Here is a 21202-nt window from a genome sequence, read left to right as displayed (position 1 = left end):
TGATGAGCAATACCACCAAGGTCGGGTTCCTCGGACTCGGCCACATGGGCGGGCCGATGGCCGCCAACCTGGTCGAGGCCGGATACGACGTACTGGCCTTCGACCCGGTCCCCGCCGCGCAGGACCAGGCCCGCGCGGACGGCGCGACCGTCGTGGCGACCGCGGCCGAAGCGGTTTCGGCCTCCGACATCGTCATCACCATGCTGCCCAACGGCCGCATCGTGCTCGACCTCTACGCCGAGGTGCTGTCCGCCGCCAAGCCGGGCACCCTGTTCGTCGACTGCTCCACCATCGATGTCGCCGACGCCAAGCAGGCCGCGGAACTCGCTGCCGCGGCGGGACATCGGGCCCTCGACGCCCCCGTCTCCGGTGGCGTGGCGGGCGCGGCGGCGGGCACCCTCACCTTCATGGTGGGCGGCGCGGACGCCGACTTCGCCGCCGCCCTACCGCTTTTGGAGGTCATGGGCGGCAAGGTCGTGCACTGCGGCGGCGCGGGCGTCGGCCAGGCCGCCAAGATCTGCAACAACATGCTGCTGGGCATCTCCATGATCGGCCTCTCGGAAGCCATTGTGCTGGGCGAGAAGCTGGGGCTCACCCACGAGAAGTTCTTCGACGTGGTGTCTACCGCCTCCGGGCAGTCGTGGGCGCTCACCTCGTACTGCCCTGTGCCGGGACCGGTTCCGGCCAGCCCCGCCAACAACGACTACAAGCCCGGCTTCGCCACCGCGCTCATGACCAAGGACCTCGGACTGGCGGCCAACGCGCTGGCGGCGAACGGCGTGGACGGGCAGATCGGACAGCTCGCCGCGGAGATCTACACACGCTTCAACCAGGACGAAGCGGGCAAGGACTTCTCGGCTATCGTCACCGATATCCGCAAGCGATCCGAAGGGAAGACGGCGTGACCGACTTCGAGACCATTCTGCTGGAGCGCAAGGGGCGCGTCGCCCTCATAACGCTGAACCGGCCGAAGGCCCTCAATGCGCTGAACTCGCAGGTCCTGGCCGATATCTCGGCCGCCCTCGACGAGCTCGAGAACGACAATGAGATCGGCGCGGTCGTGCTGACCGGGTCCGAGCGGGCCTTCGCGGCCGGTGCGGACATCAAGGAAATGCAGTCCAAGTCCTACATGGACATGTTCCTCACCGACCACTTCGCGGGCTGGGACCGACTGGTCGCGTTCCGCAAACCCATCATCGCCGCGGTCGCCGGTTACGCCCTGGGCGGCGGCTGCGAACTCGCCATGATGTGCGACCTGCTCATCGCCGCCGACACCGCCAAGTTCGGCCAGCCCGAAATCAAGCTCGGCGTCATCCCCGGCATGGGCGGCTCCCAGCGCCTCACCCGCGCCGTCGGCAAGGCCAAGGCCATGGATCTGATCCTCACCGGCCGCAACATGGACGCCGAGGAAGCCGAGCGCGCGGGCCTGGTCTCGCGCATCGTCCCCGCCGCCGAATTGGTCTCCACCGCCATGGAGGTGGCCGAAACAATCGCGTCGATGTCGCTGCCGTCGGTCATGATCGCCAAGGAAGCCGTCGACCGTGCCTTCGAGACCACCCTCACCGAGGGCCTGCGCTTCGAGCGTCGGGTGTTCCACTCGCTCTTCGCCACCGAGGATCAGAAGGAAGGCATGACCGCCTTCGTCGAGAAGCGCCCGGCGAACTTCACGAACCGCTGAGTCGATTCAGCTGCTGCTGAAATGGGGGTTCGGGGACCATGTCCCCGAACCCCCTTTTCGGATGTCGCGTTGCCGTCAGCCGTGCTTCGGCGGGCCGACCACCTCGACGGTCGGGGGTTTGCCGTCGGTGTGGTCGCCGCCGTCGCGGTTCATGGCGAGCGCGCCCACGATCGTGCCGCCGAGGGTCGCGGTAACCGCCACGGCCGCAACGAGTTTGCGGCGGGAGACGGGGGAGGAGGACGGGGCCTCGTGTGCCCCGTGCGGCGTCAGATGGACGCTGCGGATGCTGCGGGCCGACGGCCGTTCGGCGGCCAGCAGGACCGCGCCGCGGGTGGACACGAATTCCGGTTCCGGATCGTAGATCAACGGAAGATCCAACTGCTGCTTCAATTCGTCCCGAATGCTCTTGTTGCGGGTGCACCCGCCCAGCAGGGCGATGCCCGTCGGCTTGACGCCGGTCTCGTCGATCATGTGGCGGACGAAGGACGCCGAGTGATGAATGCCCGCTTCGACCAATTCGGCGAAATCACTGCGGGTGACCACGGTGCGCTGCCCGGTGATCGGGTCGCAGACGGTCAGCACGCGTTCGGAGGCCAGCGCCTCCTTCTGCTGGCGGGTGGTCGCCAGGTCCAGGGTGACGCCGCCGCGATTGAGCAGCCAGCGCAGCAGGGCATCGTGGCCGTCACCGCCCAGGACGGTGCTGCGCTTGGTGGCGAGGACGGCATCGGTTCGACAGTCGATCTGGGTCAGGGTCAGGCCGGAGGCGCCTAGGTCGTAGAGCAGGACCGAGCCCTCGGTGGGAAGCCTGCCGGTGAATCGGAGATATCTGAGCTGGGCCACCGGCTCGTCGATGACGGTCAGGCGATTGCGGCCCGCGGCGGTCCGGACGGATTCGGCATGGGTGTTGCAGCGACACGTCACCGCGATGCCGGTAATGAATTCGTCCCGCTTGGCGGCGGACTTGCGCATCAGCCGAATGGCCTCGAACACCGCCTCCTCCATGCTTCCGCCACCGGCACGGCGTAAGACCTTGCAGCGGTCGATCGGGGGCAGGTGAGGCTGGTCGGAATGGGTGAGCATGGCGCGTGCGCCAGCAGCGCCCGCCGACACCCCGAGGACCAGCACCATGGCCTCAATGGTGAACCTTTTGCGGGCCGAATCCAAGACTATGACGCAGGAAATTGGCTGCTGAGTCGCTGAAGGGTTACTGACCGGCCCAACGCGTCGGCGAGCTACCCGGATCGAAGTCACCGGCGGCCTGGCGGAATTCCGCCAGCAATTGCAGCAGCAACTGCAATCGTTCCGGCGGCAGACCGACCTCGGCGAAAACTCGCCGGTTCAGTTCGATGGTGGTCTTGGCCACCAAATCCCTTCCGGCATCGGTGATTTCGATGAGCGTCGCCCGCCGGTCACTCGGATGTGGCACGCGCTTCACCAACTGCGCGGCCTCCAGCCGGTCCACGGTATTGGTGACCGAGGTGGGGTGCACCTGGAGGCGGGCGCTGGCCACCGCCATGGGCAGCGCGCCGGTTTTGCTGAAGCTCAGCAACATGAGTAGCTCGTACCGGGAAAAGGTCAAACCGGACGGTCGCAAAGCTTCATCGACCCGGGCCATCACGATCTGCTGGGCCCGCACGAGCGAGGTCACCGCGGCCATCCCGTCGGCGACCTCCCCCCAGCCGTGCTCCGTCCACTGGCGATGCGCCTCCTCGATCGGATCGAGCGGCAGCGGACGTGGACGCGACATGCCCCGATCATCGCACGTCGCCGACCGCTTGGTCGCCGCGCCGAGCCGATCCGCGCACCCTTCGAAATCACGGTGAGTCAAAACATTGGCGGCGTGCCCGATTCGCCGCATTATTGGTGCCACGATGCGGGTGTGACCGAGTGGCCAGGTGGCGGTCTGCAAAGCCGTGTACGCGGGTTCGACTCCCGCCGCTCGCTCCATCGACGAAACGCCTCCCATGCCGGACATGGGAGGCGTTTTCTTGTTCAGGCGGGTGACACCCCGGTGAGGTCGCGCAGGACCGTGTGATTGCGGTCGGAGGTGGTGCCGAGGGTGTATTCGGGTAGCAGGCCGTAATATTCGCCGCGTGAGCGCGTACTCCAGCGCCGCGCGCCCTCGGTGCGGGTCTTGTAGAAGTTGACCATGTAGCCGCCCTCGTACAGGCGCAGCAGGGTGTAGCCGCCCGGATACTCCTTGCAGGCGGCGACTTCCAGGAACTCGACGGGGATCGGGAGGTCCGCGCGGGTGCGGCGATTGCGGTGGGTGTGGCCGGAATGGTGCAGGAAGACGCCGGGCGCCGATTGGTAGATCGATTGCAGCTCGGCGGCATTCGCGGCGTTCAGGATGAAGCTCGGACCCGCCAGATTCGACCAGCCGGACTCGGTGGTGACGGGGTGATGGCCGAAAAGCAGTGTGGGACGGTCCGGATCGGCGGTGAGGAGATCGCGCAGCTCGTCGAGCTGGGCGCGGTCCATGGTGCCGCCCGCGATATCGAGTTCGGTGGTGTCCAGGGCGATCAGGCGGAGTTCGCCCAGCTCGTGGGACACCAATTGCTGTCTGGTGCTGAAGGAATCGCCCCAGCAGTCGTTGTGATCGAGGTAGGGCGTGCAGCCCGCGTAGTCGGAGCCCAGGTGCGGACGGTCGTGATTGCCGCGGGCCGCGAACCAGTCTCGGCCCGGCGCACCCCAATTGGCGAGGGCCGTGTGGACGCCCCGCACCTGCTCGGGGGTGGCCTCGGCGGTGAGGTCACCGGCCAGCAGGAGATGGTCGACGGCGCGGTCGGGGCGGCGCATATCGTCGAGCAGGGCGGCCAGCATGATCTCGGGATACGGTGCGAGACCGGGCTCTTGGCGGAAACCGGGCGGCAGGCCCGCGGTAATGATGCCGCTGACCTCTTCACCGTAGTGAATGTCGTTGGAGAGGGCGAGGGTTCGCAGCAGGCGGCCCGGCGGCGGCACCAGGGTGGTGAAGACGCCCTGGGTTTCCGGTGTATTCGGCTGGCGGGTGGCCACATTCAGGGCGGGCGCGGCCGGGATGCCCGCCGAGCGGGCCTCGAACCGGTAGGCCCGGCCGGGTTCCAGGTCGGTCACTTCGGCGTAGTGGAACGCGGTCGGCCGGGAGTCGCCGAAGACCTGCCGCAGCCCCGAGCCGTCGGCGGGGGCGAGCCACACCTCACCGTCGGTCTCGACCGGAACCGGATTGCCATTGGCGTCCGGACCGTAGGTGGTCCAGGTCAGGATGGCCGATCGATCGGTGATGGTGACGACCTCGAGATCGGTCACCGCGAGCGAACCCGCCTGTGCGCGAGCCGGACTCGCCCAGCCCAGCGGCATGGCCGCCGCCACCGCCAGCAGTCCGAGCAGTTGTCGTCGATTCGGGCCGCAGCAGTTCATGGCCGTCCTACTTCGCGTCGCTGGAGCAGACCTTCCATACGCCGTCTTCCTTGCGCAGGTGTTCATTGGTGGAGCGTTTGCTGTCGGGGGCACCGGGAACGCTGAAGGTGCCGAGGGTGACGGCGGTGGCGCTCTCGCCGGTGATGGTGATGCCCTGCACCGAATCGACTCGCATCGAGACGCGGCCCTGGTCCATGGCCTTCTTCTGGGACTCCGGCAGTGCCTCGTACTGGGCGCGGTCGCTCGCGCAGGCCTTGCCCACGGCCACCGACGCGCCGTCCTTGCCGAGGGTGGTGTAGAAATCGCGCACCGCGGTCTCGACACGCTTGTCCTCGCTGGGTCCGGAGTCATTGCCGTTCAATGTCACCGCGGTGGCGATGCCACCTCCCACGAGCACCACGGCCGCGACGCCGAGTCCGATGGTCAGGGGAGTGCGGCGATTGCTGGTCACCGACGGGAGATTACAGCGAATAAGTGTCGATTGGTGGGCCGGGATTTGAACCGGACGGACGGGACTGTACGTTGGTTAGGCAAACCTCAGAGGCGAGGCTGGAAGAGGGAAAGGACGGTCATGACGGCGGCTCGATGGAAACTGGTGTCCGGTGCACTGGCGGCGATCGCGGTGCTGGGCGCGACCACCGCCTGCTCCAACTCGTCGAAGGACGACAACGAGATCCTGGTCTACAACGCGCAGCACGAATCCCTCACCAAGGAGTGGGTCGACGCGTTCACCAAGGACACCGGCATCAAGGTGACCATCCGCAATGGCGGTGACACCGACCTGGGCAATCAGCTCGTCGCCGAGGGCAAGAACTCGAAGGCCGACGTCTTCCTCACCGAGAACTCCCCGGCCATGGCGCTGGTCGAGAACGCCGGACTCTTCGCCGATGTCGACCAGAACACCCTGGCGCAGGTGCCCGAGCAGTTCCGCCCGTCCACCGGCAAGTGGACCGGAATCGCCGCGCGCTCCACGGTTTTCGTCTACAACACCGCCAAGCTCCCGGCCGACCAGCTGCCCAAGTCGCTGCTGGATCTGCAGCAGCCGCAGTGGAAGGGCCGCTGGGGCGCCGCCCCGAGTGGCGCGGACTTCCAGGCGATCGTGGCCGCCCTGCTGGCGCAGAAGGGCGAGGACGTCACCAAGGCGTGGCTGAAGGGGATGAAGGACAACGTCGTCCCCGACAAGACGAACACCTCGGTCATGAAGGACGCCAATACCGGCCAGATCGACGGCGGCATCATCTACCACTACTACTGGTACCGCGACCAGGCCAAGACCAAGGAGAACAGCGCCAACACCCAGCTGTTCTACTTCAAGAACCAGGACCCGGGCGCCTTCGTCTCCATTTCCGGTGGCGGCGTGCTGAAGTCGAGCAAGAACCAGGCCAATGCCCAGAAGTTCCTGAACTTCATCACCTCCAAGAAGGGCCAGACGGTCCTGCAGACCGGTGACTCCATGGAGTACCCGGTGGCCTCCGATGTCGCCGCGAATCCCGCGCTGCCGCCGCTGGCCTCGCTGGACGCGCCCAAGATCGACCCGAGCAAGCTGGACGCCAAGAAGGTCACGCAGCTCATGACCGAGGCGGGCCTGCTGTAACCGTGACCGTTCGGACCGATGTCCCCGGGGGAGCCACACCGGCTGCCCCGAGTGGGGACACGAGGGCATCCACGACCCGGGCCGCACTGCGGCCCGGGTCGCTCGTCACCCCCGGGTCGCTCGTCACCATTGCCGCGCTGCTCATGGTGGCGGCCACCTTCGTGCCGCTGGGCTACATCGTGTCCACGCTCGTCTCGACCGGATGGCACGAGACCGCGGAACTCGTCTTCCGCCCGCGCGTGGGCGAATTGCTGCGCAATACCGCCGAATTGGTGGTGCTGACCGTCCCGATCTGCGTGGTGCTCGGCGTCGGACTGGCCTGGATCGTGGAGCGCACGAATGTGCCGGGCGCGGCCTGGTGGGGGCCGATCTTCGCCGCGCCGCTGGCGGTTCCGGCCTTCGTCAACAGCTACGGCTGGGTCAGCGCCATCCCCTCCATGCACGGATTGTGGGCGGGCGTGCTCGTCGCGACGGTGTCGTATTTCCCGCTGGTGTATCTCCCGGCGGCGGCGACCCTGCGGCGGCTGGATCCGGCCGTGGAGGAATCGGCGCGGGCGCTGGGTTCCGGGCCGGTCGCCGTGTTCGCCCGGGTCGTGCTGCCGCAGCTGCGGCTGGCCGTTCTCGGTGGCGGACTGTTGATTTCGCTGCATCTGCTGGCCGAGTACGGCGCGTTCGCCATGATCCGGTTCGACACCTTCACCACCGCCATCTTCGAGCAGTACCAGTCCAGCTTCGCGGGCGCGGCGGGCAGCACGCTCTCCGGCGTGCTGGTGGTGCTGTGCCTGGTGCTGCTGGCCGCCGAGGCCGGGGTGCGCGGGCGGGCACGCTACGCCCGGGTGGGCGGCGGCGCGCAGCGCGGGGCAAACCGAATTCAGCTGGGCCTGGGGCGGATTCCGATGTTTCTGGTGTTGACCGGTGCGCTGGCGGCCACGCTGGGCGTGCCGCTGTGGACCATCGGGCGCTGGCTGAAGATCGGCGGCGCGGCGGTGTGGGACACCGGTGCGATCGGCGAATCCCTCGTGCAGACCCTCGGTTTGGCCGCCACGGCCGCGGTCATCACCACCCTGTGCGCATTTCCGGTGGCTTGGATCGCGGTCCGCTCCGGTTCGCGGTTCGCGCGAATCATCGAGGGCGCCAACTACATCACCAGCTCGCTGCCCGGCATCGTGATCGCGCTGGCGCTGGTGACGGTGTCGATCCGGTGGCTGCCCGGGCTCTATCAGACGGCCGCGACCATCCTGGCCGCCTACACGCTCATGTTCCTGCCGCGCGCCCTGGTGAGCGTGCGCGCCGGACTGGCGCAGGTGCCGGTCGGGCTGGAGGAGGCCTCGCAGGTGCTCGGAATCTCGCCCGCCGCAACCTTTTTCCGGGTCACGCTGCGCTTGACCGCCCCGGCCGCGGCCGCGGCGGCCGCCATGGCGTTCGTGGCCGTGGCCACCGAGCTGACCGCCACCCTGCTGTTGGCCCCCAATGGCACCCGCACCCTCGCCATGCAGTTCTGGCAGCTGTCGGGCGAATTGGACTACGCGGCCGCCGCACCGTACGCGCTGATCATGATCATTGCCTCGGTGCCGGTCACCTATCTGCTGTTCACCCAATCCAGGAAGGCGGCGGGACTGTGAGTCGTCTTGTCGTAGACCAGGTTTCCAAGACCTTCGGCCGGGATTCCAAGACCTCCGGTCAGGCGCCGGTGCTCGACGGCATCAGCCTCGACGTGCTCGACGGCAGCGCCACCGCCGTGGTCGGCTCCTCCGGATGCGGCAAGACCACGCTGCTGCGGGTGATCGCCGGATTCGAGAACCCGGACGCGGGCTCGGTGTCCATCGGCGGGGAAACCGTGACCCGACAAGGGTTCTCGGTGCCGCCGCACCGGCGCAAGATCGGCTACGTGGCGCAGGACGGCGCGCTGTTCCCGCATCTGACCGTGGGGCAGAACATCGCCTACGGGCTCGGCGGGGGACTGGGCGGCAAGCGCAAACACCGGCACCTCGTGGCCGAACTGCTCGAGATGGTGTCGCTGGACGCCTCGTACGCCGATCGCCGTCCCCATCAGCTCTCCGGCGGGCAGCAGCAGCGCGTGGCCCTCGCCCGCGCCATGGCCCGCAAACCCACCGTCATGCTGCTGGACGAACCCTTCAGCGCCCTCGACACCGGACTGCGCGCCGCCACCCGCCAGGCCGTTGCCGAAACCCTGCGTGCCGCGGGCATGACCAGCATTCTGGTCACCCACGATCAGGAGGAGGCGCTGTCATTCGCCGATCAGGTGGCCGTCATGTGCTCGGGGCGGTTCACCCAGGTCGGCACGCCCGAAGAGGTATACGCGGCCCCGGCGGATCTGTTCACGGCCGGATTCCTCGGCGACACGGTCCTGCTCGACGCCACCATCGGCGCGGAGACCGCCGAGACCGTGCTCGGACGCATTCCCGTCCAGGTGGACGCGCCGACCGGTGCGGGCGCGGTCATGATGCGGCCCGAACAGCTGCTGGCGCGGGTGGCGACCAACGGCCACGACGGGTGTGCGACCGTGCGGGCGCTGGAATTCCGTGGCGCGGATGTCATGCTGACCCTCGATCTCGACGGCTGCCCCGAGCTCATCCAGGTGCGTCGGGTCAGTGTGGACGCGCCCGCGGTGGGTGACCGGGTCGAGCTCGAAGTTCTCGGCGCGGCAGTCGCTTTCAGCGCCGAGCAGTGCACTGCGGCGGGGCGCGCGTCGGTGAACGGGAGCGCGACGGTGGCGGACGCGGTGTCCACGGTCTGATCGACCGGCGGCGTCGTTCCGAAGCCGCAGAATGTGACTGGACGGTCGGTGCAGCACCTATATTGGCGCGGAGGCCAATTCGCCTCGGCTCGACCCGAAGGAGATCAGGTGCGCCGCACGCTGCTCGTCACATCCGCCCTCGCCGTCGCGTGCGCCCTGGCGCCCCTCGCGCAGGCGGAGCCGCCCGCCGATGCGGCGCTGAAGGTGCAGGCCGTCTACGGCCCCGAACAATTCCCCATGGCGGGCGTGGCCGCCGATATCGCGCCCTGCGGCGGCGGCGCGAACCTCGCGACCATCACCACCGGCAATGACGGCTCGGCCGTCTATCCCGGCGCGCCCGGTTGCTATCGGGTGCAAGTCGGCACGCCGGTGGGCTGCGCGCTCGACGGCGACGCCGCCCTCGAGGTCACCTCGGTCCCCGGCAGCACACCCGTGGCCACCTTCCGTTTCCGCTGCGCCTGAGCGTATGTCTCCGCCGCGCCCGGCCGTGCGAACGCGCCGCGCGGGCGTGTGACCGAGTCCACGTCTCAGGATTCGCACAGTCCAATCCTGTTAACCTCGCCAACAGATAGCTGCTCGTTATTGCTGTAACGCGGAAGGCGTCGCATCACCAACGAAAGGTGACAGATGGGCGCGAAGTTCGCGTTGGCACCACCGGCGGGACTCGCCGCGCCCCCGGGGCTGCGGCGCTTCGCACGCCCGGTGGAGGCGACGGCGGCACTGCTGGGGGCGGTGATCGCGGGCCTGCTGCTGATGGCCCCGCTGGATCTGGGGCGCAGCGCCGAAGGTCCGGTCCTGCAAATGGATCTGATGGTGTTGAACATGCCGCGGGCGGCCGCGGCGGGGGCGGCGTTCGCGGTGGTGTCCGCGGCGCTGGTGGTGGCGCTGGGGCGGCGCAGCGCGTGGATCGCCTCCTTCGGCAGCGTGGTGGTGTTGCTGCTCGACCATCTGTGGAATCGGGACGCGGCCACCACGGGGACCCTGACCACGGTCAATTACATCGACTCGATCTTCAGCGGAATTCTGTTGGGCGCGCTCGCGGTCGCGGTGTTCGGCAAACCGCTCGCGACCGGCGCGTACCTGGTGGGCACGCTGTCGTCCATTCTCATCGGCGACCAGACCTCGCTGCCCGAGTCGGGGAGTCGGCGCAATCCACTCATCGAATGGGCTTCCGGCGGCACGCCACCGCTGTGGCTGGTGCTGCTCGCGGCGGCCGCCTTGGCGCTGGGTGTGCTGGTGCAGCGCGCCGAGACCTCGGTCGGGTCCGAGAACACCGATCTGGCCATCGGCCCGATCCTGTCCGCGCTGGTGCTGGTCACCGCGACGGCGCTGTCGACCGAATGGTTCGTGCGGCACTCCGGAACGCCCGCGCAGATCGGGCTGATGGTGGTCGTCACCATTGCCGCGGCCGTGCTGGCGGCGTTGCTGTTGCCCGGCCGTGAGGGGACGCTGGTGCTGCTGTCGGTGGCGGTCGCCAATGCGGGCAGCGCGATCGTCGCGGTGCCGCGGCCGGATTGGAGCGCGCCCATCCCGGTGCTCGCGGTGGTGGTGGGCCTGGCCGCCGGGCGGCGGTGGCGCTCACCCTGGGCCGCCATGGCCGCGACCGGCGCGCTGGCGGTCTTCGCGGCCACGACCGTGGATCTGGCGCGCGGGCACGCGGTGATCCCGATCCTCGGGGTGACGGCGACCGCGCTGATCATCGGATACTGCTTCGGCGCGGCGGTACCGCGGCACGCGGGCAGTGCCGTGGTGGCGGTCGCGGTGCTGATCGTGCCGTGCGTCGTGGTCGCGCTGCGCGGCCACAGTTTCGGCCGCGTCGCCTACTCGCCGCGCTGGTACCGGGATCCGCAGGCCACGGTGTCCGCGATGCCGGGGTGGATAGCACTGGTCATCACGGTCGGCTGCGCGGTCGGTCTGTACCTGCTGTGGCGGATTCGCTCCCCGCGGCGTGCGGCGACCCGGCCGCCGACCACCGCGCGGGTGCTGGCCCTGCGCGAGACGACCCGGAATGCCCTGCCCCAGGGCTAGTCTGGCCCCATGGCCGACAACGCAGCCGTGGACCCGACCCTCGATCTGATCGAGCGCGCGATCACGCAGATGGGCGATGTCATCGCGGCGATCACCCCGGAGCAGGCGTCGCTGCCGACACCGTGCGAGGACTGGCACGTGCGGCGGCTGGTGAACCATGTCGTTGGCCAGATCCTGCGCGACTTCGTGATCTCGGCGCGGGGCGAGACGCCGCAGTGGGGAGCGCCGCACGAGGACATCGGGGACGACTGGGGCGCGGAGTTCCGCACGCGCGCCCGGCCGCTGCTCGAGACCTGGCGCGCGGCCGATCTCGATCGATTGGTGCCGGGCATGGGCGGCGAGGCCCCGCTGCGGGGGCGCGCCGATCAGCAGATCACCGAATTCGCCATGCACGCTTGGGATCTCAGCCGGGCCACCGGGCAGACCCGGACCCTCGACCCCGAACTCGCCGAGCACGCACTGGCCTGGTCCAAGCAGCTGCTGAAACCCGAATTCCGCGGTCCGGGAAAGGCTTTCGGCCACGAGGTGCCGATCGCCGACGACGCGCCCGCCTACGACCGGCTGGCCGCCTGGTTCGGCCGCGATCCGGGCTGGACCGCCCCGGCGTGAGTTGCACTGCCCCTGCGTGAGTTGCACCGCGTCGGCGTGAGCTGCACCGCCCCGGCATGAGACCGTCCGGCTAGCGCCCGAAGCGGGTGTCCACCCAGGCGAGCGCGTCATTGAACGACGCCTCCAGCACACCGCGGTGGTCGATGCCCGGGTAGCCGCGATACTGCACCGGCTGCCCGCCCGCCTGCTGCTGCACGACCATGGCGTCGGTGGCCAGCGCCGGGACGGTGGTGTCCGAACGGCCCTGCAGCACCAGCAGCGGTTGCGTGAAAGACAGTGCGCTGGGGTCGTTGTCGTTCAGAACGCGGGTCAGCGCCGACAGATCCGCAGTGCGGGTGAACACCTCGTCGGCCGCCATCCCGCCCCAGGAATCGGCCTGCCGCAGCTGGCCGATGCAACCGGTGTCGGCCTGGCCCAGCATGGATTGCGCACGGGGCGTGAGGAATCGGGCCGGATCGACGTCCGCCACCGTCTGCGCGCCGCGAATGATCAAGGGCAGGAACGCCATCGCGCCACCGGTGAGTGGGGTGAGCGCACCCGCCACACCCGCCGAATTGGCCAGCTGCGAGGCCTGCAGGCCAATGCCCTGATGCGAGGCGGGCGCGAGCGCCACCGAACCCAGCAGCTGCAACTCCGGCGCCCACCGCTGTGCCTGCGCGTCGGTGAAGATGGCGGCCTGGCCGCCCTGCGAATGCCCCATGGCCACCCAGCGCGTCCCGATCTCGGGATCGACTTCCCGTGCGGCCCTGGCCATATCGGTGACCGCGCGCTGCTCGGCGGTGCCGATCAGGTACCCGTGCGGGCCGGGCGTGCCCAGGCCCTGATAGTCGGTCTGCGCCACCGCGTACCCGGCCGCGATCCACCGCTCCTGTACCCGGCGCACCAGCGAGGTGTAATCGTGGGCCGGGAATTCGGGGGAGGTGTCCTGCGAGGGCGCGCAGACATCGGCGACACCGGTCGTCCCGTGCGCCCAGGAGATCAGCGGCCATCCGCCCGGCGGCGGCGTGCCGTCCGGCACCGCGAGCGTCCCCGAGACCGCGACCGTCTCGCCGCGCATGTCGATGGAGCGGTACAGCACCAGATAGTTGCGTGCCCCCGCGAGCGCGGGATCGCCTGTGAGCGGCCGCAATTGGATGACCGACCCGTGTGTGCCCGCCACCCGCTCCTCGGTCGGCGCATAGAACGACGCCGCCGCTTCCTCCGGTGTCACCGGCGTGGCCATGACCGGCGCGGCGAGACTCAGGGTGGTGAGGGCGACGGCCGCGAGGCCGGTGAGTCCCCCGGCGAGTGGGCGCGAGACGCGTCGCTGCGGTTGTTCGGCACGGGCGCTCTCGTTTCCGGACACCCCTCAGAACTTACCGGCCCGTCCCCATTTCACATCCCAAGGCAGGGCGGTCACATTGCGCCCTCGAAATCACATCGCCCCGAAAAACGCGCTCGCGGTGTCCGATTGCCTCCTGCACAACCGGACACCGCGATGCGCGACTCCCACCTTTGCGTTCATACCCGAAAATCGGAACGCCAATCCTCCACGATGGCACGAAAAGTCAGTAGTTCTTACTTGCGAACGATCTGCTCGACGAACAAGTAAGGCCCCGACCGCAATTCACGGTCGGGGCCTTACTTCGGTGCCCTCGGCAGGATTCGAACCTGCGGCCTTCTGCTCCGGAGGCAGACGCTCTATCCCCTGAGCTACGAGGGCGGGGATGGTCCCGTCCGGTCTCCCGGTCGGGCGCAGAAAGCGTATCGCATTGGGTGCGCTGCGCCAAAAAGCGACGCGGACCGGGTGTTTTGGCTGCCCGGGCCGCGTCGGGTCAGTTCAGGGGGAGGGGGGAGACGCCGCGTTCGGCGAGCATCTGGGTCATCAGGTCGGCCTCGCTCTTCTGTGTTTTGGCCATGCTCTGGGCCAGGGAGCGGACCGCGTCGGTGTCGGCGCGCTGGGCGGCGTACTCGATCATCGGCATGCCGCCCTGGTGGTGGCGCAGCATCAGCTGCAGGAACAGGGTGTCCAGGGCGGTGCCGGTGGCCTGGCCCAGGGCGGCCATCTCCTGATCGGAGGCCATGCCGGGCATGGTCGCCACCGCGCCGGAGTGCATGGCGGTGCCCGAATGCTGGTGTGCGGACATGTCGGTCATCCACCCCATGTAGCCGTCGGGGGAGATGAGCGGTTTGTCCCACTGCTGCAGCCAACCCTGCATGCGGCCCGCCTGATTGGCCTGCGTGGTGAGGATGTCGTAGGCCAGCCGCTTGACCGCCGGATCGGTCGATCCCGACAGCGCCAGGCCCGACATCTGCACCGCCTGCGTGTGATGGACCGACATGTCCTGGGAGAAGCCGACATCCACCGCGCCGGGCTTCTCGGCCTCGTGCTTCAAGGGATTGCCGACCAGGATGCCCGCCAGGAAACCGGCGAGCAGCACCCCGACCACACCGAGGATCGCCAGCAGCTGCCGTTGGTTGCGGCGGGGATGCTGGTCGGGTTCGGCGGCGGGTTCCGGCTCGGAACTTCGATCGGGGACGTCGGACATGAACGGCGGCATTACTGGGTCGGAGCCGGTTGTTCCGGCTGCGTCGGCGGGGTCTGGTCCTCGGCGGTCGGGGCCGGGATGGTCGGGATGCCGCCGGGCAGGGTCGGCGTACCGCCGGGCAGACCCGGGATGCCGGGGATGCCGCCGGTGGGCATGCCCGGAATGCCGCCGGACTCGTCCTGCGCCTTGGTCGCGCCCTTGCCGTCCATCGGGACCGCGTCGGGGCCGGGCGCGGAGGGGTCGAAGGCGGGCGGGTTGTCGACATTGAAGGTCGGGTTCGCGCAGTCCGCGCCGACCTCGGGGTAGGCGTACTGGTTCAGGCGCAGCGCGGTGATGAACTCGCCGACGCGCTTGTCATCGGCGCTGGTCAGCTTGAGCTGATGGCCCCACGACTGCAGGGAGATCGGCGAATCCAGACCCGGGTACGGCGACATCAGGGTGTAGGGCTTGCCCTTCACCTTCGCGGCCAGGGTGTCGATGCCCGCCTTGTCGAGCTTGTCCGGGTTGTAGGTGATCCAGACCGCGCCGTGCTCGAGCGAGTGCACCGCGTTCTCGGTGCGAATCGCCTTGGGGTACACCACGCCGGTGCACGCCGCCCACGAGCCGTCGTGCGGGCCGCCGAAGGGCGGGGCCTGGTCGTAGGCCACGCGCTGGGTGGCCGCCACGTGCAGGCCCGCCGGGTAGTCCTTCTTCACCACGCCCGAAATCTGATCCGAGGGATCCTTCTTCTGCGCGGACGGCGTGTACTTGTTCTGTTCCTGCTTGTCCTGGATCTTGGGCACCAGCACCCAGGCGATCGCGCCGATGAGGGCGACCACGCAGACCACCGCGCCGATCATGAGCCACGGGATCTGACGCTTACCGCCCAGCTTGGAACCGCCACCCCCCTTGCGGGACGAACCGGATGATTTGCCCGCGGCTTTGATGGCCTTGGCCGACTTGGCACTGGTCTTGCTCGGCATGCTTTTTGTGCTCTCTTCGACGTGTCGGACAATCAAACGACGCGGCCGCATCGTTTGCTGGGCACCTGCCCGGTGGTGCCCGCTCGCGGCGTTCACCTGCTCAGACCATAGGATAGTGACTCGTGACTCCAGCTGACCTTGCAGATCTCCTTCGTGCTACCGCGGCGAAGGTACTTGTCGAACGCGGATCCGACCCTGCGGTCCTGCCCGACGAGGTCAAGGTGGAGCGTCCCCGCAACCCCGAGCACGGAGACTATGCCACGAATGTGGCCATGCAGGTAGGGAAGAAGGCGGGAATGAATCCCCGCGACTTCGCGACCCTGCTCGCCGAGGCGCTCGCGCAGGCCGAGGGCATCGACGCCGCCGAGGTGGCCGGACCTGGCTTTTTGAACATTCGCCTGGCCAAGGCCGCGCAGGGCGCGATCGTGGCGAAGATTCTCGAGGCCGGTGAAAAGTTCGGCACCGCGGGCACTCTCGCGGGCCAGAAGATCAACCTCGAATTCGTCTCCGCCAACCCCACCGGGCCGATCCACCTGGGCGGCACCCGCTGGGCCGCGGTCGGTGACGCGCTGGGCCGGATCCTGTCCGCCCAGGGCGCGGACGTCACCCGCGAGTACTACTTCAACGACCATGGCGCGCAGATCGATCGGTTCGCCAACTCGCTGGTCGCGGCCGCCACCGGGCAGCCGACGCCGGAGGACGGGTACGCGGGCGCGTACATCAACGAGATCGCCGACACCATCGTGAAGGCGAATCCGGGTGCGGCGCAGCTGCCCGAGGACGAGCGGCACGAGCTGTTCCGGCGCGAGGGCGTCGAGCTGATGTTCGCGCAGATCAAGAAGACGCTGCACGAGTTCGGCGTCGACTTCGACGTGTACTTCAACGAGAGCTCGCTGTTCGCCTCCGGCGCGGTGGACAAGGCCATCGAGACGCTGAAGGCCTCGGGCAAGCTGTACGAGAAGGACGGCGCGTGGTGGATCGCCTCCACCGAGTACGGCGACGACAAGGACCGCGTCGTCATCAAGAGCGACGGCAAGTCCGCCTACATCGGCGGTGACATCGCCTACTTCCAGAACAAGCGGTCGCGCGGCTTCGATCTGTGCATCTACATGCTGGGCGCGGACCACCACGGCTACATCGGTCGGCTCAAGGCCGCGGCGGCCGCCTTCGGCGACGACCCGAACACCGTCGAGGTGCTCATCGGCCAGATGGTGAATCTGGTGAAAGACGGTGCGGCCGTGCGGATGTCCAAGCGCGCGGGCACCGTGGTCACCCTCGACGACCTGGTCGAGGCGATCGGCGTGGACGCCGCGCGGTACTCGCTGGTGCGCTCCTCGGTGAACTCCAGCATCGATATCGACCTGGACCTGTGGACGAAGCAGGACAGCGAGAACCCGATCTATTACGTGCAATACGCGCACGCCCGCACCAACCAGATCATCGGCAATGCCGAGGCGTTCGACTTCGCCTCGGTCACACCGGATTTCGCGTTGCTCACCGATGATCGCGAGGGCGAGCTGGTGCGCACCCTGGGCGAGTACCCGCGGGTGGTGGCCACCGCCGCCGAGACCCGCGAGCCGCACCGCGTGGTGCGCTACCTGGAGGAACTGGCCGGGGCCTACCACCCCTTCCAGTCCGACAAGACGCTGCGCGTCATCCCGCAGGGCGACGACGCGGTCAGCCCTCTCAATGCCACCCGCCTCGAGCTGGTCAAGGCCACCCGTCAGGTGCTCGCCAACGGCCTTGGTCTGCTAGGCGTCTCTGCCCCGGAGCGTATGTAAATGAGTGCCCACCCCGCCGGACCCCGCCACGCGGACATCCCGCACGCGCCGACCCTCGCCGAGCGGCCCAGCGATCCGGCGCAGATGATCGAGCTGCCCGCGAATGTGTGGCCGCGCAACGCCTCTCGCGATGCCGACGGTGTCGTGCGCCTGGCCGGTGTGCCGGTGCACGAGCTGGCGGCCGAGTTCGGCACGCCGCTGTTCGTGATCGACGAGGACGACTTCCGTTCGCGCTGCCGGGATATGGTCCGCGCCTTCGGCAAGGACGCGCGAATTCACTACGCCTCCAAGGCTTTCCTGTGCGGCGAGGTCGCCCGCTGGATCCGCGACGAGGGCCTGCACCTGGACGTCTGCTCCGGCGGCGAACTCGCGGTGGCGTTGAACGCCGGATTCCCGGCCGAGCGAATCGCCCTGCACGGCAACAACAAATCGGTGCCGGAGCTGGAGTTGGCGGTGGAGGTCGGGGTCGGCCACATCGTCATCGACTCGCTGATCGAGATCGAGCGCCTGGAGGCCATCGCCAAGCGCGCGGGCAAGGTCGCCGAGGTGCTGGTCCGGGTGACCGTCGGCGTGGAAGCCCACACCCACGAATACATCTCGACCGCGCACGAGGACCAGAAGTTCGGCTTCTCCATCGCCTCGGGCGATGCCATGGACGCCATCGCCCGGGTCTTCGAGTCCGACAATCTGCGCCTGGTCGGCCTGCATTCGCACATCGGCTCGCAGATCTTCGAGATCGACGGCTTCGAGGTCGCCGCCCGCCGCATGCTCAAGCTGCTGCACGAGGTCGGCGTGAAGTTCGGCGCCGACAAGTCCGCGCAGATCGCGACCCTGGATCTGGGTGGCGGCCTGGGTATTTCGTACATGCCGAGCGACGATCCGCCGCCGCTGGACGAGTTCGCCGCCAAGGTGTGCGACCTGGTCGCCAACGAGGCGGCCCAGATCGGGCTGCCGCAGCCGAAGATCGCGGTCGAACCGGGCCGCGCCATCGCGGGCCCCGGCACCGTCACCCTCTACGAGGTCGGCACCATCAAAGATGTTGTGCTCGACGGCGGCAATCGCCGACGCTATGTGAGCATCGACGGCGGGATGAGTGACAACATTCGCCCCGCCCTGTACCAGGCCGAGTACGACTGCCGCCTGGTCTCGCGCGCCAGCGAGGCCGGTCCGGTGGTGGCTCGCGTGGTCGGAAAGCATTGCGAGAGTGGGGATATCGTCATCCGCGATACCTGGCTCCCGGCCGATGTCGGCCCGGGCGACCTGGTGGCGGTGGCCGCGACCGGCGCGTACTGCTACTCGATGTCGAGCCGCTACAACTTGCTCACCCGGCCCGCGGTGGTCGCGGTGCGAGACGGCAAGGCGCGCTTGATTCTTCGCCGTGAAACGGTGGAGGACCTACTCAGCTTGGAGGTGAAGGCATGACCGAGACCACGGCGGGCCGTGTAATTGGGTCCAGCAACAAGGGCGTGTGGGGACAGGATCACCCCATTGGCGTCGCGGTCCTCGGCATGGGCACGGTCGGCACCGAGGTCGTGCGCATCATTCGCGACCACGCTGACGATCTGTGCAACCGGGTCGGCGCTCCGGTCGTGCTGCGCGGTGTCGCGGTGCGCGACACGAGCAAGGACCGCGGCCTGCCCGCCGAGCTGATCACCATCGATGCCGAAACCCTGGTCACCCGTGACGATGTCGACATCGTCGTCGAGGTCATGGGCGGCATCGACCCGGCCCGCAACCTCATCAAGACCGCGCTCACCAAGGGCAAGTCGGTCATCACCGCCAACAAGGCGCTGCTCGCCGACTACACCGGCGAACTGGCCGCCGCCGCCGAATCCAACCGCGCGGACCTGTATTTCGAGGCCGCCGTCGCCGGGGCGATCCCGGTGATCCGCCCGCTCATCCAGTCGCTGTCCGGCGACCGGGTCAACCGCGTGGTCGGCATTGTCAACGGCACCACCAACTTCATCCTCTCGGCCATGGCCGAGACCGGCGCGGACTACGCCGACGTGCTGGCCGAGGCCACCCGCCTGGGCTACGCCGAGGCCGACCCGACCGCCGACGTCGAGGGCTACGACGCCGCCGCCAAGGCCGCCATCCTGGCCTCGGTCGCCTTCCACACCCGGGTCACCTCCGGCGATGTCTACCGCGAGGGCATCTCCAAGATCACCGCCGAGGATCTGGAGACCGCGGCGGCCGTGGGCTGCACCGTGAAGCTGCTGGCCATGGCCGAGCGCGTCACCGACGAGGACGGCAAGGACAAGGTGTCCGTGCGCGTCTACCCGGCCCTCATTCCGCGCAAGCACCCCCTCGCCTCGGTCAGCGGCGCGTTCAATGCCGTGGTCGTGGAGGCCGAGAACGCCGGTCGCCTGATGTTCTACGGTCAGGGCGCGGGCGGCGCCCCCACCGCCTCCGCGGTCATGGGCGACCTGGTGATGGCGGCGCGCAACAAGTTCTTCGGTGGCCGCGCTCCGGGCGAATCGGTCTATGCTGAGCTGCCGATCGCCTCGATCGGCGACACCCCGACCCGCTACCACGTGAACCTGCAGGTGGCCGACCGCACCGGTGTGCTGGAGGCGGTCGCGGGTGAATTCGCCAAGCATCATGTGAGCATCTCGACGGTCCGCCAGGAGGGCCACGACGAGGGCGCGCGCTTGGTCGTGGTGACCCACCACGCGCAGGAATCAGCGCTGGCGGATACCGTTGCCGCGTTGGCCGAACTGGACTCCGTCACGTCCGTGACCAGTGTTCTGAGATTGGAAGGCACCGAGGAATGAGTGCAACCGCACGAGCTGCAGCCGTGCACGCCCCCTGGCCCGGGTTGATCGACGCGTATCGGGATCGCCTCCCGATTCCCGCCGACTGGAAGGCCGTCACTCTCTTCGAGGGCGGCACCCCGCTGGTGCCCGCGCACCACCTCTCCGAGCTCACCGGCTGCGAGGTGTACCTCAAGGTCGAGGGCGCGAACCCGACCGGCTCGTTCAAGGACCGTGGCATGACCATGGCCATGACCGACGCCAAGTACAACGGCAAGAAGGCCGTGCTGTGCGCCTCCACCGGCAACACCTCGGCCTCGGCCGCGGCCTATGCCACCCGCGCCGGACTGCACTGCGCCGTGCTGATCCCGTCCGGCAAGATCGCCATGGGCAAGCTCGCCCAGGCGGTCATGTTGGGCGCGAAGATCATTCAGGTCGACGGCAACTTCGACGACTGCCTCGAGCTGGCCCGCAAGGTCACCTCGGAGTTCCCCGAGGTCGGCCTGGTGAACTCGGTGAACCCGGCCCGCATCGAGGGCCAGAAGACCGCCGCCTTCGAAATCGCGGACGCCCTGGGCAAGGCACCCGACGTGCACGTGCTCCCGGTCGGCAACGCGGGCAATATCACCGCGTACTGGAAGGGCTACAGCGAGTACTACGCCGACGGCGTCACCACCGCGCGCCCGCGCATGCTGGGTGTGCAGGCCGCCGGTGCCGCGCCGCTGGTCAACGGTGCCCCGGTGTCGAATCCGGAGACCATCGCCACCGCCATCCGGATCGGCGCGCCCGCGTCCTGGAATCAGGCCGTGGCCGCCAAGGAGGAGTCGGGCGGCGCGTTCCGCGCGGCCACCGATGACGAGATCCTCGCCGCGTACCGCCTGGTCGCGGCCAAGGAAGGCGTTTTCGTGGAGCCCGCCTCCGCCGCCTCGGTCGCCGGTCTGCTGGCCGCGCGCGCCGAGGGCTGGCTGGACGCCGGTCTCACCGTGGTGTGCACGGTGACCGGCAACGGCCTGAAGGACCCGGACAACGCCCTCAAGGGCATGCCCGAGGTCAAGCCCATCGCGGTCGACCCGGTCGCCGTGGCCCACGAGCTCGAGCTGGCCTGAGTTGAC

At 68.7% G+C, this 21202-nt stretch carries 19 protein-coding genes and 2 tRNA genes; 13 read left to right on the top strand and 8 right to left on the bottom strand.

Translation table 11 applies throughout. From position 1 onward, the window contains the following. The first annotated feature begins 2 nt into the window (after positions 1-2). Together mmsB and VMT40_RS00230 are read left to right on the top strand one after the other, a co-directional pair. Positions 3-905 (top strand): 3-hydroxyisobutyrate dehydrogenase, encoded by a 903-nt coding sequence (mmsB, locus tag VMT40_RS00235; protein WP_442789877.1) that lies wholly within the window; start codon positions 3-5, stop codon positions 903-905. Next, complete coding sequence (locus VMT40_RS00230) at positions 902-1678, top strand: enoyl-CoA hydratase (RefSeq protein ID WP_326355965.1); 777 nt, start codon at positions 902-904, stop codon at positions 1676-1678. Before mmsB ends, VMT40_RS00230 begins: the two co-directional genes overlap by 4 nt. A gap of 75 nt (positions 1679-1753) precedes the next feature. Here the strand turns inward: VMT40_RS00230 and VMT40_RS00225 are convergent, their stop codons facing one another. Both VMT40_RS00225 and VMT40_RS00220 read right to left on the bottom strand, forming a co-directional pair. Further along, positions 1754-2806, bottom strand: coding sequence for a hypothetical protein (locus VMT40_RS00225; RefSeq protein WP_326355964.1), 1053 nt, complete (start codon positions 2804-2806; stop codon positions 1754-1756). Between the two features lie 76 nt (positions 2807-2882). Beyond that, a complete protein-coding gene (locus tag VMT40_RS00220; RefSeq protein WP_326355963.1) occupies positions 2883-3425 on the bottom strand; it encodes a MarR family winged helix-turn-helix transcriptional regulator in 543 nt (180 codons plus the stop codon). Between the two features lie 126 nt (positions 3426-3551). On the opposite strand from VMT40_RS00220, the gene VMT40_RS00215 reads away from it, so the two are divergent. Then, positions 3552-3625 (top strand) — tRNA-Cys (locus tag VMT40_RS00215). Positions 3626-3670: 45 nt separating this feature from the next. Here VMT40_RS00215 and VMT40_RS00210 read toward each other — a convergent pair. Together VMT40_RS00210 and VMT40_RS00205 are read right to left on the bottom strand one after the other, a co-directional pair. Next, positions 3671-5077 (bottom strand): metallophosphoesterase, encoded by a 1407-nt coding sequence (locus VMT40_RS00210; RefSeq protein WP_326355962.1) that lies wholly within the window; start codon positions 5075-5077, stop codon positions 3671-3673. Between the two features lie 7 nt (positions 5078-5084). Beyond that, positions 5085-5528, bottom strand: a complete 444-nt coding sequence (locus VMT40_RS00205; RefSeq protein ID WP_326355961.1) for an Rv0361 family membrane protein — start codon at positions 5526-5528, stop codon at positions 5085-5087. A 120-nt stretch (positions 5529-5648) separates the two neighbouring features. Between VMT40_RS00205 and VMT40_RS00200 the strand changes: the two genes are divergently transcribed. From VMT40_RS00200 to VMT40_RS00175, 6 genes are all read left to right on the top strand, one after another. After that, positions 5649-6671 (top strand): iron ABC transporter substrate-binding protein, encoded by a 1023-nt coding sequence (locus VMT40_RS00200; RefSeq protein WP_326355960.1) that lies wholly within the window; start codon positions 5649-5651, stop codon positions 6669-6671. A gap of 143 nt (positions 6672-6814) precedes the next feature. Next, positions 6815-8293 (top strand): ABC transporter permease, encoded by a 1479-nt coding sequence (locus VMT40_RS00195; RefSeq protein WP_326357143.1) that lies wholly within the window; start codon positions 6815-6817, stop codon positions 8291-8293. Further along, complete coding sequence (locus VMT40_RS00190) at positions 8290-9429, top strand: ABC transporter ATP-binding protein (protein ID WP_442789876.1); 1140 nt, start codon at positions 8290-8292, stop codon at positions 9427-9429. The genes VMT40_RS00195 and VMT40_RS00190 overlap by 4 nt, the downstream gene beginning before the upstream one ends. Before the next feature lie 108 nt (positions 9430-9537). Further along, positions 9538-9891 (top strand): hypothetical protein, encoded by a 354-nt coding sequence (locus VMT40_RS00185; protein WP_326355959.1) that lies wholly within the window; start codon positions 9538-9540, stop codon positions 9889-9891. Between the two features lie 165 nt (positions 9892-10056). After that, a complete protein-coding gene (locus VMT40_RS00180) occupies positions 10057-11457 on the top strand; it encodes a hypothetical protein (RefSeq protein ID WP_326355958.1) in 1401 nt (466 codons plus the stop codon). A 9-nt stretch (positions 11458-11466) separates the two neighbouring features. Beyond that, positions 11467-12066, top strand: coding sequence for a TIGR03086 family metal-binding protein (locus VMT40_RS00175; RefSeq protein ID WP_326355957.1), 600 nt, complete (start codon positions 11467-11469; stop codon positions 12064-12066). Between the two features lie 70 nt (positions 12067-12136). On the opposite strand, the gene VMT40_RS00170 is transcribed toward VMT40_RS00175, so the two are convergent. The 4 genes from VMT40_RS00170 to VMT40_RS00155 form a co-directional block, all read right to left on the bottom strand. Beyond that, positions 12137-13411, bottom strand: a complete 1275-nt coding sequence (locus VMT40_RS00170) for a lipase family protein (protein WP_326355956.1) — start codon at positions 13409-13411, stop codon at positions 12137-12139. 284 nt (positions 13412-13695) lie between these two features. Then, positions 13696-13768, bottom strand: a tRNA-Arg gene (locus tag VMT40_RS00165). Positions 13769-13880: 112 nt separating this feature from the next. Continuing rightward, positions 13881-14594 carry a DUF305 domain-containing protein gene (locus VMT40_RS00160; protein WP_326355955.1) on the bottom strand — a complete coding sequence of 238 codons (714 nt, stop codon included), beginning with the start codon at positions 14592-14594 and terminating at the stop codon, positions 13881-13883. A gap of 11 nt (positions 14595-14605) precedes the next feature. Beyond that, complete coding sequence (locus VMT40_RS00155) at positions 14606-15556, bottom strand: DUF3105 domain-containing protein (RefSeq protein WP_326355954.1); 951 nt, start codon at positions 15554-15556, stop codon at positions 14606-14608. 122 nt (positions 15557-15678) lie between these two features. Here VMT40_RS00155 and argS point away from each other — a divergent pair, with 122 nt between their 5' ends. From argS to thrC, 4 genes are read left to right on the top strand one after another with little or no spacing between them, the layout of a single operon-like run. Then, positions 15679-17337 carry an arginine--tRNA ligase gene (gene argS / locus VMT40_RS00150; RefSeq protein ID WP_326355953.1) on the top strand — a complete coding sequence of 553 codons (1659 nt, stop codon included), beginning with the start codon at positions 15679-15681 and terminating at the stop codon, positions 17335-17337. After that, the gene (lysA, locus tag VMT40_RS00145; RefSeq protein WP_326355952.1) at positions 17338-18759 is read left to right on the top strand and encodes a diaminopimelate decarboxylase; all 1422 of its coding nucleotides are present in this window, start codon (positions 17338-17340) and stop codon (positions 18757-18759) included. Then, complete coding sequence (locus VMT40_RS00140) at positions 18756-20111, top strand: homoserine dehydrogenase (RefSeq protein WP_326355951.1); 1356 nt, start codon at positions 18756-18758, stop codon at positions 20109-20111. The genes lysA and VMT40_RS00140 overlap by 4 nt, the downstream gene beginning before the upstream one ends. Beyond that, positions 20108-21196 (top strand): threonine synthase, encoded by a 1089-nt coding sequence (thrC, locus tag VMT40_RS00135; RefSeq protein ID WP_326355950.1) that lies wholly within the window; start codon positions 20108-20110, stop codon positions 21194-21196. Before VMT40_RS00140 ends, thrC begins: the two co-directional genes overlap by 4 nt. Positions 21197-21202: the final 6 nt, after the last annotated feature.

The organism is Nocardia sp. CDC160, from assembly GCF_035818795.1.
GTDB lineage: Bacteria > Actinomycetota > Actinomycetes > Mycobacteriales > Mycobacteriaceae > Nocardia.
This window is presented reverse-complemented; position numbering and strand designations above follow the sequence as displayed.

What these genes read in the sequence shown, in the direction of transcription:
- VMT40_RS00140 (WP_326355951.1), top strand. Translation starts at nt 18,756, where the DNA reads ATGACCGAGACCACGGCGGGCCGTGTAATTGGGTCCAGCAACAAGGGC.
- VMT40_RS00200 (WP_326355960.1), top strand. Translation starts at nt 5,649, where the DNA reads ATGACGGCGGCTCGATGGAAACTGGTGTCCGGTGCACTGGCGGCGATC.
- VMT40_RS00180 (WP_326355958.1), top strand. Translation starts at nt 10,057, where the DNA reads ATGGGCGCGAAGTTCGCGTTGGCACCACCGGCGGGACTCGCCGCGCCC.
- thrC (WP_326355950.1), top strand. Translation starts at nt 20,108, where the DNA reads ATGAGTGCAACCGCACGAGCTGCAGCCGTGCACGCCCCCTGGCCCGGG.
- VMT40_RS00220 (WP_326355963.1), bottom strand. Translation starts at nt 3,425, where the DNA reads ATGTCGCGTCCACGTCCGCTGCCGCTCGATCCGATCGAGGAGGCGCAT.
- VMT40_RS00210 (WP_326355962.1), bottom strand. Translation starts at nt 5,077, where the DNA reads ATGAACTGCTGCGGCCCGAATCGACGACAACTGCTCGGACTGCTGGCG.
- VMT40_RS00225 (WP_326355964.1), bottom strand. Translation starts at nt 2,806, where the DNA reads ATGGTGCTGGTCCTCGGGGTGTCGGCGGGCGCTGCTGGCGCACGCGCC.
- VMT40_RS00175 (WP_326355957.1), top strand. Translation starts at nt 11,467, where the DNA reads ATGGCCGACAACGCAGCCGTGGACCCGACCCTCGATCTGATCGAGCGC.
- VMT40_RS00155 (WP_326355954.1), bottom strand. Translation starts at nt 15,556, where the DNA reads ATGCCGAGCAAGACCAGTGCCAAGTCGGCCAAGGCCATCAAAGCCGCG.
- mmsB (WP_442789877.1), top strand. Translation starts at nt 3, where the DNA reads ATGAGCAATACCACCAAGGTCGGGTTCCTCGGACTCGGCCACATGGGC.
- lysA (WP_326355952.1), top strand. Translation starts at nt 17,338, where the DNA reads ATGAGTGCCCACCCCGCCGGACCCCGCCACGCGGACATCCCGCACGCG.
- VMT40_RS00195 (WP_326357143.1), top strand. Translation starts at nt 6,815, where the DNA reads ATGGTGGCGGCCACCTTCGTGCCGCTGGGCTACATCGTGTCCACGCTC.
- VMT40_RS00160 (WP_326355955.1), bottom strand. Translation starts at nt 14,594, where the DNA reads ATGTCCGACGTCCCCGATCGAAGTTCCGAGCCGGAACCCGCCGCCGAA.